This window comes from Pseudidiomarina salilacus, from assembly GCF_047323925.1.
In the GTDB taxonomy this organism is placed as follows: domain Bacteria; phylum Pseudomonadota; class Gammaproteobacteria; order Enterobacterales; family Alteromonadaceae; genus Pseudidiomarina; species Pseudidiomarina salilacus.
This window is the reverse complement of sequence record NZ_CP178752.1, coordinates 371,666-383,911: the sequence shown is the minus strand read 5'-3', so window position 1 is coordinate 383,911 and position 12,246 is coordinate 371,666. Positions and strand designations below refer to the sequence as shown.

8 protein-coding genes and 1 pseudogene are annotated in these 12,246 nt (G+C 51.7%); 6 read left to right on the top strand and 3 right to left on the bottom strand.

What is annotated here, in order from left to right; genetic code table 11:
* Position 1 precedes the first annotated feature (1 nt).
* The 4 genes and pseudogenes from ACJ8W9_RS11335 to ACJ8W9_RS11320 form a co-directional block, all read left to right on the top strand.
* Positions 2-460: a molybdenum cofactor biosynthesis protein MoaE gene (locus ACJ8W9_RS11335; RefSeq protein WP_411361115.1), complete on the top strand. Its 459-nt coding sequence runs from the start codon at positions 2-4 to the stop codon at positions 458-460.
* On the top strand, positions 442-1,209 hold the full coding sequence (gene modA / locus ACJ8W9_RS11330; protein ID WP_411361114.1) for a molybdate ABC transporter substrate-binding protein: 768 nt from the start codon (positions 442-444) through the stop codon (positions 1,207-1,209). Before ACJ8W9_RS11335 ends, modA begins: the two co-directional genes overlap by 19 nt.
* Entirely contained in the window at positions 1,193-1,855 is a 663-nt protein-coding gene (gene modB, locus ACJ8W9_RS11325; RefSeq protein WP_411359338.1) for a molybdate ABC transporter permease subunit, read from the top strand. Before modA ends, modB begins: the two co-directional genes overlap by 17 nt.
* 68 nt (positions 1,856-1,923) lie before the next feature.
* Positions 1,924-2,907, top strand: a pseudogene (locus tag ACJ8W9_RS11320) (molybdenum ABC transporter ATP-binding protein); the annotation flags it as partial.
* A 14-nt stretch (positions 2,908-2,921) separates the two neighbouring features.
* Here the strand turns inward: ACJ8W9_RS11320 and moeA are convergent.
* Complete coding sequence (moeA, locus tag ACJ8W9_RS11315; RefSeq protein ID WP_411359339.1) at positions 2,922-4,142, bottom strand: molybdopterin molybdotransferase MoeA; 1,221 nt, start codon at positions 4,140-4,142, stop codon at positions 2,922-2,924.
* Positions 4,139-4,792: a two-component system response regulator NarL gene (narL, locus tag ACJ8W9_RS11310; RefSeq protein WP_411359340.1), complete on the bottom strand. Its 654-nt coding sequence runs from the start codon at positions 4,790-4,792 to the stop codon at positions 4,139-4,141. Before narL ends, moeA begins: the two co-directional genes overlap by 4 nt.
* Positions 4,793-5,084: 292 nt before the next feature.
* Here narL and ACJ8W9_RS11305 point away from each other — a divergent pair, with 292 nt between their 5' ends.
* Positions 5,085-6,407: an MFS transporter gene (locus tag ACJ8W9_RS11305; protein ID WP_411361113.1), complete on the top strand. Its 1,323-nt coding sequence runs from the start codon at positions 5,085-5,087 to the stop codon at positions 6,405-6,407.
* Here ACJ8W9_RS11305 and ACJ8W9_RS11300 read toward each other — a convergent pair.
* The gene (locus ACJ8W9_RS11300) at positions 6,404-8,209 is read right to left on the bottom strand and encodes an ATP-binding protein (RefSeq protein ID WP_411361112.1); all 1,806 of its coding nucleotides are present in this window, start codon (positions 8,207-8,209) and stop codon (positions 6,404-6,406) included. The genes ACJ8W9_RS11305 and ACJ8W9_RS11300 overlap by 4 nt on opposite strands.
* A gap of 300 nt (positions 8,210-8,509) precedes the next feature.
* Between ACJ8W9_RS11300 and ACJ8W9_RS11295 the strand changes: the two genes are divergently transcribed.
* The gene (locus tag ACJ8W9_RS11295; RefSeq protein ID WP_411361111.1) at positions 8,510-12,229 is read left to right on the top strand and encodes a nitrate reductase subunit alpha; all 3,720 of its coding nucleotides are present in this window, start codon (positions 8,510-8,512) and stop codon (positions 12,227-12,229) included.
* The last annotated feature ends 17 nt before the right edge of the window (positions 12,230-12,246 follow it).

Below are 12,246 nucleotides of genomic sequence, written 5' to 3'. Positions count from 1 at the left end.
TGTGAGCTTGACGATTCGCGTGCAAACCGCAGACTTTTCTCTCGCAGACGAATATCGAGTGCTGGCGCAAGACAGCCGTTGCGGTGCGGTGGTGACCTTTACCGGACTTGTGCGTGAATTACCAGACGCGGCCTTGACCGCGATGGAACTTGAACACTACCCCGGTATGACCGAACACGTACTCGAGCAATTAGCACAACAGGCGCAACAGCAATGGCAGACGGGCGCTATTACTATCATTCACCGTGTTGGCAAGCTAGCGTTAAACGAGCAAATCGTTTTTGTCGGTGTTGCTGCGCCGCATCGCAAGGCAGCATTTGCAGGAGCCATGTATGTCATGGATTTTTTGAAAACCCAAGCACCGTTTTGGAAGCAGGAACTCACCGGCAGTGGAAGCTATTGGGTCGCCGCCAAGGCCAGTGATCAAGAGGCGCAGCAGCAATGGCAGCGCGAAGCTTAGTTTATTTTTTACTGTTTATCAGCAGCTTTGCGGCTCACGCACGTGAAGATATCCACGTTGCTGTCGCGTCCTCGCTACGAGGGCCCTTTACCGAGTTGGTGAGCAGCTTTGCAGCGCAACATCCTCAGTATCGTGTGCAGGTGACCTATGCCGCGACAGGGAAACTTGTCGCGCAAGTGCAAAACGGTGCGCCATATCATCTGCTTATTGCTGCAGATCCGCACTATTTGGCAACGTTATATCAGCGCGATTTACTTGCTAAGACGCCTGAAATATTTGCCTATGGCGCCATTGCGCTGTGGCATCCTAATCGAACCGGCACGCCGGAACAACTGCTGCAGGAAGCACGGCATATCGGTATTGCACAGCCGCGGCATGCACCATATGGGCAAGCGGCAGTGCGCTATCTTGAGCAGCAAGAGTTGTTAGAAGACACTCAGCCACGTTTTATTTATGCGGAAAATGCCGCTCAAGTAGTACATCGGGTGTATGCCGGTGCTGTGCCTATGGGCTTTGTGGCGTTGAGTCAGCTCCATGAGTTAGGTGTCAACGCAGCCGACTATAGTCTATTACCATCCGCACCATTATTGGCCCATACCACAGCGTTAACGCGCAAAGGCGCAACATACGCAGGTGCGCAAGCGCTGCAAGCTATGCTCTGGCAGAGTGAGGGTCAGCAGTTGCTGGCGCGCTTTGGCTATCAGGTGACCCCGATGGATGGGGAGTCCAGTTATGTTGCAAGCGAGTGATTGGCAGGCGATTAGCCTGACCTTGCAGCTAGCGTTAGTGACGACTGTGGTGTTGCTCGTGTTGGCGACGCCCTTGGCTTGGTGGTTAGCCTTTACCGAAAAACGCTGGCGCAGTTGGGTGCAGGCTTTGGTGGCCATGCCGCTGGTGTTGCCGCCGACGGTACTGGGCTTTTATCTGTTAATCGCATTAGGGCCGCACGGCTTTATTGGGCAAACGCTGGAAGCTTTGGGCGGACGTCATTTGGCCTTTACGTTCACCGGTATTGTTATCGGCAGCGTGATTTATTCGTTACCTTTCGCGGTGCAGCCTTTGACCGAGGCGTTTCGGCAAATGGGCCGACGGCCGCTGCAAATTGCAGCAAGCCTCGGCGCGTCAAAACTCGATGCCCTGCGTACCATCGCATTACCAATGTGCCGTGGTGGCTTTGTGGTAGCGGCAACCTTAGTGTTTGCGCACACGCTTGGTGAATTTGGCGTCATTTTAATGATAGGTGGCAGTATTCCCGGTGAGACCCAAGTTTTATCGGTGCTAATTTATGACCATACCGAAGCACTCAACTATACCGCGGCGCACACGTTGTCATTAGGGATGATCGCGGTCTCACTGGTGGTTTTAGCAATTGTTTATGGGCGTAGGCGCAGCTGATGAGCTTACATATTGATTGCACAATTACGCTCCAGCACTTTGTCTTACAAGCAAAGCTTACTTTACCGAGCCACGGCATCAGCGCCATCGTTGGGGAATCCGGGAGTGGTAAAACAACCTTGCTTGAAGCTATTGCAGGGTTGCGTCATGACGGCGCAACGACGGTGGTGTTTCAAGGTCGGCCCCTGCAGCTGAAGCAGATTGGTTTAGTGCTGCAACAGCCGCAGCTGTTCCCACATCTTTCGGTCGAGCAAAACCTTCGCTATGGCTGGCAACGGGCCACAGCACATCGCATCGGTTGGGACGAAGTGATTGCCGCATGCGGTTTGCAAGATTTGTTGCAGCAGCGCCCAGCACAATTGTCAGGTGGTCAGCAACAGCGTGTTGCTTTTGCACGGGCGATTTTAGGACAACCGCAGCTGTTGTTATTAGATGAACCATTTTCGGCACTTGATGAAGCGACGCGTCACCATTTTGTGCGCTATTTGCGTACACTTACCGAACGCTATGCACTGCCGATAGTTTGGGTCAGTCATCAACTCACGGACGTGGTTGAAATTAGCGATTACTTAGTTGTGCTGCACGCTGGCCAGGTGCGGCAGTCAGGTCTATTGCAAGAGCAACTAAAGCAAGAGCCATTGCGTTCGCAGGTGGCAGTAAGTGTGTTGTCGACCACTGTGGTCGAGATCGACAACACGCTAGCTTGCCGTTTACAGCTTGGTGATCAACACATGCAGTTGCCGCAGCCTCATGGCGCGGCGCTTAAGATTGGGCAACCCTATCGCATCCGTATTTATGCTCGCGATGTTAGCTTGACCTTAGCTCCGGTGGCCAATAGTAGTGTGCAGAATCAATTGCGCTGTGAAATTGTGGGGTGTCACTCGGCGCAGCACCAAGCGGAATTGTTAGTTGAGCTGGCTGTCGGGGAACAGACCTTTTTTGCACTGATTACCCGCAATGCCTGGCAGCACTTACAATTGCAACCAGGCACACAGGTCATTGCCCATTTAAAAGCTGCAGCGCTTCACGAAACCTTGCGCGAAACGCTTTGAGCTCGATCGTTAAACTAGGTCAGCAAGGCGTCAAAGGGTTGAATGGTCACGGTTTCTCCTGCCCCAACGGTGTCGCGATCTTGCTCTAATACGATAAAGCAGTTCGCTCGGGCAACGCTGGTTAATACTGCCGAGCTTTGGCTGCCGATTGGACGCACCAGCAATTTGCCATCTTTTTGCTCGAAGAAGCCGCGTTGAAAGTCGGTGCGACCGGGGCGTTTCTTGATGGTACAAGCTGCCTCTGCACTGTAGTTAGTTGAAGCTGGTGCTTGCTCGCCAGCAAGCTGGCGCAGCATCGGCTGGACGATTTGGTCCATGGTCACAACCGCCGCGACGGGGTTACCCGGTAAACCGCAGAACCAACTCGAGCCAAGTTGACCAAATGCGAAGGGCTTGCCAGGTTTCATTGCGATTTTCCAAAATTCTATATGACCTAATTTGGCCATCACATCTTTGGTGAAGTCGGCATCACCTACCGATACACCAGCGCTGGAAATAACCACATCTGCGCTGCGCATGGCTTGTTGAAAAACCGCTTCGAGTGCTGCTGGGTCATCGGCGATATGACCAAGGTCGATCACTTCAACCGCGAGTCGTTGCAGCATGGCGCTTAAGACAAAGCGATTACTGTCGTACAAATGACTTGAACTTGGCAGTGCTTCACCGGGCTGCACGAGCTCATCACCATTAGAAAACAGCGCGACTTTTACTTTGCGAATCACCTCGACTTTGGCAATACCAATCGATGCGAGTAGTCCCACATGGGTGGCGGTAAGGCGCTGCCCTGCTGTGAGTAACATTGCATCCTGGTGAATGTCACTGCCACGTAAGCGTACGTTATCACCCGTTTGCATATTTGCTTGACAAACAATAGATGCGTCGGTGCGTTCCACTTGTTCTTGCATGATGACGGCATCGGCGCCAACTGGCATCTGCGCACCAGTCATAATACGGACACAACTCGCCAGCGGCAATTCACCGTCAAACGGGTGTCCTGCATAAGCGCTACCGACCACCTGCAACGGCTCGCCGGTGTTCGCTTCGGCGGCACGCACGGCGTAACCGTCCATTGCCGAGTTATCAAAGCCGGGCACATTGATAGGGGCATATACCGGCGCTGCCAATACACGATCAAGCGCTACGGCTAAGTCCACGCTCTCGGTTGCCGTGAGCGGCGTAATCTGACTCTGCATCGCAGCCAAAGCTGCGCTCACTGGTAACCATTTGTCACTCACTTCTTATCACCTTCTTGATTGACCATCCATACGGCTGCTTCAACCCGCGAACGCAAGCCTAGCTTCTTCAATAAGTGCTTCACGTGGACTTTAACGGTACCGTCAGAGATATCGAGTTCACGGGCGATGACTTTATTGCTCATGCCTTTGGCGATAAGTTTGAGGATTTCATGCTCGCGATTGGTCAGACTTTCAAGTTTGCCGCTGCCTTGCGGAGCTGGACGCCGCAAAGCGGTGGCTAGCACTTCGGTGATGACTTCGCTGAGCACCATTTTACCTTCAATGGCCCGCTTGATTTGCTCAATCAATTGCTCTGGCTCCATGTCTTTCAACAAGTAACCATCAGCACCGTTGGTTATAGCCGCAACAACATCTTCATCGGCATCTGATACAGTTAGCATCACGATACGCGAGGTAACCCCTTCGTCGCGTAAGCGCTTGAGGGTTTCTAATCCGTCCATGCCTTGCATATTCAAATCCAGAATGATGAGGTCTGGGTCGAGTTCAACAGCAGTTGGAATAGCGTCTTTGCCATTGCTAAATTCAGCAACGACCTCAAGATCGTCCTCAAACGAAATCAACTGCTTGAGGCCTTTGCGTAACAATGGGTGATCGTCGACCAGCATAATGCTTGAGCGCACGTCAGTCATAGGTATTCTCCTTCATCTCATGCACGGTATTGTTACATAGTTCTTGCGCTAGCGCATGACTTGGGCATTTCGTTAGTGACTCATCAGTGCCGGATAATATAAAAAATAACAATACAAAACAGACTGTTATAAATCCGTCTACCTCAAAGTGAGTATAGCGCCTATCTCAGAATAACCCATTATTATCTCCTTCGATTGCTTGTGAGCTGCAGCTGGCACCGCCATGCTAAGAGCGTCATCAACAACTTGAGTCGTCACCAAGCAAGCGCAGATCAAAGTGCAAAATGAAACTGTGAATAAACAATCAGGCTTACATGTGATGAGCAGCACGGCAGTATGGATGAGCTGGAGTGCGCTTGTGGTATTGCTGTACGCGCTCGATCTTGGTTTTTCCTTTGCCCAACTGTTTGGTCTGCTGGCACTTTCGGGGTTTGCCGCTGCGGCTTTTCAATTAGTGTTCTTTTTTCTTGGCGATCGCGCACTTCAACCTAGTTTTATTCGCTTAACCAGTGGCTTATTGATACTGCCATGCGTGTTGATGATAGGGCTCTTTAGCCAACCAAATTTAGACTACACACTGCTGCAATTGCTGGCGATTGCATGCGGATTGGGCGGCGCACAGCTGTTTCTGCGAAGTATGCATGGCCTTGATGATACCCAAACCTCGGGTTGGGATCTTGCGGTGACCGCCAGTGTCGGCGGTTTAGGCATCTTAGTGGCACAAATTCTCACGCCTTTGCTAGCCATTGTGCCGAACTTTTTGGGTGCGAGCGTGGCCACGTTTACCACCGATATCAGTACCGGAACAGTATTAGGAGGCTTGCGTCCTGGAGCTGTCCTTACCCTAGCAAATATCGGTATTTTCTTTGCTGGCTTGGTCCTAGTTGCCATTATCAGGCGCCCTCTGAGCCAGTGCGAAAGCACTCCGCTGAGCACTCCTACAACGATCCGCCGCGCATTACTCCGCAACCCGCACACGTGGTTGATGACCGTACTTTACATTATGTCGTTTGGTACTTTTGTCGGCTTGGCGTTGAGCTTTCCGTTGGTACTCAAGTTTATTTTTGGGGTCAGTCGTCATTGGCAAGAAGGGCAATTATTAGCGGTGCTAAGCAACGACTACGCACCGCAGGCGCTAACCTATGCTTGGCTTGGGCCGTTAATCGGTGTGGTAGTTAGGCCTTTGGGAGGCTGGCTCGCCGACCAGTATGGTGGAGCAAAAGTTACGCTAGCGTGTGCAGGTGCGCTTACCTTAGTGAGTTTAGCTGCGGCGTGGGTCACGCGAAGTGCTTATTTAAGTTCGGCGCCAGAAGCCTATTTTCTTTTGTTTTTGCTGATTTTCTTTGCACTGTTTGCCGCGGCATCGATTGCCAGTAGCGCCATTTGCCGGTCGGCCAGTGTGCTTTTTCCAGCCCATCAATTACCCAGTGCGTTACGTTGGCTCTCGGCGTGCGCCATCGCCGGCGCGGGCTATATGCCGTTGATGTGGGGCGTGCACAGCGTGACCGGCACACCCGACCTCGCGTTTATTGCTTTTGCTGGCTTTTATGGCCTTTGTGGACTGCTGGTAGTAAGCGTTTACCTGCGCCGTCATAGCGTCTATTTCAACCCTTAAACGGTCTCGGTATCGCGTTCTTTGAGGTAGTCGGGGCGGAAGTTAAAATACACACCCGTGCCACCCTCATCACGGCGGCGAATAATAATATCGCCAGCGAGGTGCTTACTACGTTCTTGCATGATGGCCAAGCCGTAATGATTGAGTTTCTCGGCTTGTTCCGGAATACCTACGCCATCATCTTCGATGCTCAGACTAATGCCATGATCGATGGATTCTTGCAGGCGTATTACGACTTCACTGCCCTTGCTGTGATGAATCGCGTTCTGGCAGGCTTCACGAATGATTTGCAGCAAATGAATTTCTTCGTGCGGCGCGAGCGGGCTATTCGCCAGTTGGTAATCGAGACGGAATTGTAATTCCGATTGGTCTTCGAATTGTTTTATCGTTGTTTGCAGCGCATTAATCAGCCCTGAACCGTCAACTTTTAGACGGAACGTCGTTAAGAGTTCACGCAGTTGCCGATAGGCGGCACTCAAGCCTTCACGTAGTTCCTGTGAAACATCCTCGATGATGGCTTCATCACCTTTGGCAATAGCTTTGTCTAAGCGCGTGACCTGAATTTTCAGATAGGATAACGCTTGTGCAAGCGAGTCGTGAAGTTCACGCGCAATGACGGTACGCTCTTGGATCAGCGCTAAACGCCGCACTTGCTCTTCTTCTTGCTTAAGGCTTAAGGCAATCGCTAACTGGTCGCTCACCGATTGCATCAGTTGCTGCTGCCAGTCATCGAGCTGCTCGCCGCGCTCACAACGCGCCACCAAGACGCCGTAATAGTGATGATCACGCTCAAGCGGAAAACGGTAGACGCGCTTCTCATCCATCACACTGACGCCACTACCTGCGCTCACACAAGCTGCGCAGTCGACGCCGGCACAGGGGTCATCTTCTTGCGCTTGCGGCTGCACCTGCAAATAGGGCTTGTCGCCCGTAGACGTAATCAAGCACAGCTCAAGATCAGTGATTTGCGAGGCACGCTTGAGGCCCTCGACAATATCGGCAAAGTCATGGTAGCCCGGTGAACGCTCGATGATGCTGCGCGCCATATCGTAAAGAAATTGCAGCTTGGCATTACTGCGCTGTATGGCTTGGGTTTGCTCATCCACGCGTTTCTCGAGGTTGCCATACATGTAACTGATGGCGTCATTCATTTTATTCAGTGTTGTACCGAGTACACCAAGTTCATCTTCAGTTAAATGCTTCACGCGGGCAGTGAAGTCACCCTGACCGATGCGGCGTGCGGTTTGTGTGAGTTGCTGCAACGGCTCCCGCACTCGACTGCGTAGCCAGAAGGCAATAAAGCCGGCCAAAGTAATGGTGCTAAATAACGATAAGATTTGAATCAGCCGAATCGCACGAATGCGTGATTCCGCTTCGGCTTGAATAGCATTTACCATCAAGTGCAAGCGCGCAATGTGCGGGGCGAGTTCCCGTTCGAGATCGGTGTTGGATAGGGAGCGACCAATGAGATTGGTTTGCAGCTGTTCCCAGTCTTCGCGCGTCGATTTAAAGCGTTCAGCTAGCTCACCTTCACCGAAGTTAAAGCGATTAAAAACGGGGTGACGCCAAGTGTCGAGCAGCTCATCAGCGAAGCGCGCGGTTTCTGCAGCGTCAGGCTGTTGTAAATGATGCCAAGCATAGCGATAGGTTTGCATACGCAGCGAACCCGCAAGGTTGATCGCGAGCGCATCCTGGTCGGCGCGCTCCGATAACCAATACGAGGCGAGTAACGTGCCAACCGTAAGGGCAACGATGAGGCTGAGGGCGATGCCCATACGCGTGACAATAGAAATTTTCGACATCTGTCTCATAAGCTGCTTTAACACTTAATTGCATAGTTTACCGTGTCCTGTTTGAACACGCACGAATAACCATAGCAGGGGTGTGTTTAAGGGGCTACCTCTTCTGAACTCTAGTCAATTCTGGAGTTTAGCGCAAAAACATAAAACATATACAAAACATAAACATACATTGATTTGATGGTACTCACTTGGGGGTATTTTTACTTATCCATCACCTGTTTGCGACGCCTGCGGCCTATGGCGTTTATGTGACCTGTTAGCCACACTAACGCAGTAACGACATCTAGCAGGAGTTAAAGGATGAGTCATTTACTCGACAAACTGCGGTTTTTCAAAATCCGCAAAGAACCTTTTGCCGACGGGCATGGGGTAACAACCGACCAAGATCGTTCTTGGGAAAGCGGCTATCGCCAACGCTGGCAACATGACAAAGTCGTGCGCTCCACCCATGGTGTGAACTGTACTGGCTCGTGTAGCTGGAAAATTTATGTCAAAGATGGCTTGGTGACCTGGGAAACTCAGCAAACGGACTACCCACGCACCCGTCCTGACCTGCCTAACCACGAACCGCGCGGCTGCCCACGTGGCGCGAGCTATTCTTGGTATATTTACAGTGCGAACCGCCTGAAGTACCCAAAAATGCGGCAGAAGCTAATGGAGCTTTGGCGCGAAGCAAAGGAACAGTACAAAGATCCAGTGCAAGCTTGGGAATCGATTGTTACCGATCCAATCAAAGCAAAAAGCTATAAAGAGCGTCGCGGCTTGGGCGGCTTCGTGCGTGCCAGTTGGGAAGAAGTAAACGAGCTGATCGCCGCCAGTAACGTTTACACTGCAAAAACTTACGGGCCAGACCGTATCAGTGGCTTCTCACCGATTCCAGCAATGTCGATGGTGTCGTATGCAGCAGGCGCACGTTATTTGTCGCTGATCGGCGGCAATTGCTTAAGTTTCTACGACTGGTACTGCGACTTGCCACCGGCATCACCGCAAGTTTGGGGTGAGCAAACCGACGTCCCAGAGTCAGCTGATTGGTACAATTCCAACTACATTATCGTGTGGGGCTCGAACGTACCGCAAACCCGTACGCCGGACGCGCACTTCCTCACCGAAGTTCGCTACAAAGGTACCAAAACTTGTGTCATTACTTCGGACTACTCAGAAGCTTCGAAGTTTGGTGACACGTGGTTGGCGCCGCGCCAAGGTACTGACTCAGCCTTGGCGATGGCGTTCGGCCACGTCATTTTGAAAGAGTACTACGTCAACCAACAAAGCAGCTATTTCCAAGACTACGTGAAGCGTTACACCGACATGCCGATGTTGGTGATGCTTGAGCCTGGCGAAAAAGTATTGAAGCAAGGCCGTTTCTTACGCGCTGCTGACTTGGTCGATAATCTCGGTGAAGAAAATAACCCAGACTGGAAAACCATTGCGGTTAATGCCGGCGATCAGCGTTTAACCAGTCCAAATGGTGCTATCGGCTACCGTTGGGGTGAAAAAGGTAAGTGGAACCTCGAGCAAAAAGACAAAGCTGGCGACGTCGACCTCATGTTGAGCCTTAAAGACGCCCACGACGAAGTGGTTGAAGTAGGTTTCCCTTATTTTGGCTCCGCGCCACATGAATACGAGTACTTCCAGCACACCCATCACGATGAAGTGCAAGTACGCCGCATCCCAGCTAAGCGAGTTGAACTTGCCAATGGCGAAACCGCATTGGTTGCCACTGTTTACGATTTAATGTTGGCACAGTACGGTGTTGACGACGGCAGTAACGATCCAAATCGTGCGCAAGGCTACGACGACGATGTGCCGTACACTCCAGCTTGGCAAGAACACATTACGGGCGTTAAACCTGCCGACGTGATTCGCGTCGCGACTGAGTTTGCGCGTAATGCTGACAAAACCAAAGGCCGTTCAATGGTCATCGTGGGTGCTGCATTGAACCACTGGTACCACATGGACATGAGCTACCGTGGTTTGATCAACATGCTGATGATGTGTGGCTGTATCGGTCAATCAGGCGGCGGTTGGGCACACTACGTTGGCCAAGAAAAATTACGTCCACAAACTGGTTGGCAGCCGTTGGCGTTTGGTCTTGACTGGCAGCGCCCACCGCGTCACATGAACGGTACTTCGTTCTTCTATAACCACTCAAGCCAGTGGCGTTACGAGAAGCTCGACATGAGCGAAGTGGTATCGCCGCTCGCTGATAAAAACAAATGGCAAAGCTCGATTATCGACTACAACACCCGCGCTGAGCGCATGGGCTGGTTGCCGTCGGCACCACAGTTGGGTACCAACCCACTCACCATCGCCGCCGCTGCTGAAAAAGCCGGTGTTGATGTCAAAGATTATCTGGTATCACAGCTCAAAGAAGGCAAATTGAAGTTTGCCTGTGAGCAACCGGATGATCCGAAGAACTTCCCACGCAATATGTTTATCTGGCGTTCAAACTTGTTGGGTTCTTCAGGTAAAGGTCATGAATACATGCTTAAGCACTTCTTAGGCACTAAACATGGTTTGCTTGGCAAAGACCTTGGCGATTTTGGTGGCAAGAAACCAGAAGACGTCGAGTGGGTAGACGATGGTGCTGAAGGCAAAGTAGACCTTTGGGTGACCCTCGACTTTCGTATGTCGACCACCTGCTTGTACTCAGACATCGTGCTGCCAACCGCAACTTGGTACGAAAAAGACGATATGAATACTTCGGATATGCATCCGTTTATTCACCCCTTAACCGCCGCCGTTGACCCCGTGTGGGAAGCGCGCAGTGACTGGGAGATTTTTAAGGGCATCGCCAAAGAGTTTTCTCGCGTCTGCCAAGGTCATTTGGGTGTTGAGCAAGACGTGGTCACCACGCCAATTATGCACGACTCTCCTGGTGAACTAGCCCAGCCATATGGCGTGAAAGCGTGGTGGAAAGGCGAATGTGAAGCGATTCCGGGCGTCACCATGCCGAACATCACCGTGGTCGAGCGTGATTACCCGAATACCTATCACCGCTTTACCTCGTTGGGTCCATTGATGGACAAGCTGGGTAATGGCGGTAAGGGTATCAATTGGAACACCCAAGAAGAAGTTGATTTCTTAGGTAAGTTGAACCGCGTGCATCACGAAGAAGGCGCACACAAAGGTCGCCCAGTGATTGACTCGGCTATTGATGCTTGCGAGGTGATTTTGTCACTGGCACCAGAAACCAATGGTCATGTGGCAGTCAAAGCATGGCAAGCACTTGGCGAGTTTACCGGCCGTGACCACACGCATTTGGCGAAACCGAAAGAAGAAGAAAAAATCCGCTTCCGTGACATCGTCGCGCAGCCCCGCAAGATCATTTCATCACCGACCTGGTCTGGTTTGGAAGATGAACATGTGTCGTACAACGCGGGCTATACCAACGTCCATGAGTTGATCCCATGGCGCACCGTCACCGGTCGTCAGCAGTTCTACCAAGATCACGAGTGGATGCGCGATTTCGGTGAAACGCTGTGTGCTTACAAGCCACCGATTAACCTGAAAACCGTAGAGCCGGTGTTGAACAAGAAAGGTAACGGCAACAAAGAGATCGTGCTGAACTGGATCACTCCGCACCAAAAATGGGGTATTCACAGCACTTACTCAGACAACTTGTTGATGCTGACCTTGTCACGTGGTGGCCCGATTGTCTGGCTCAGTGAGAGCGACGCCAAAGCTGCAGGCATAGAAGATAACGACTGGATCGAAATCTTCAACGTCAACGGCGCGATCAGCGCTCGGGCAGTGGTATCACAACGGGTGCCAGAAGGTATGAGCATGATGTACCACGCGCAAGAGCGGATCATCAACGTGCCAGGTTCAGAGTTAACTGGAACCCGTGGCGGTATTCACAACTCAGTGACCCGTGCGGTCATGAAGCCGACCCATATGATTGGCGGCTACGCACAACAAGCCTATGGCTTTAACTACTACGGCACCGTTGGCTGTAACCGCGATGAATTCGTGGTAGTCCGCAAGATGGACAAAGTCGACTGGTTGGACACTGAATAAGGTTGGAGTGAGGACGT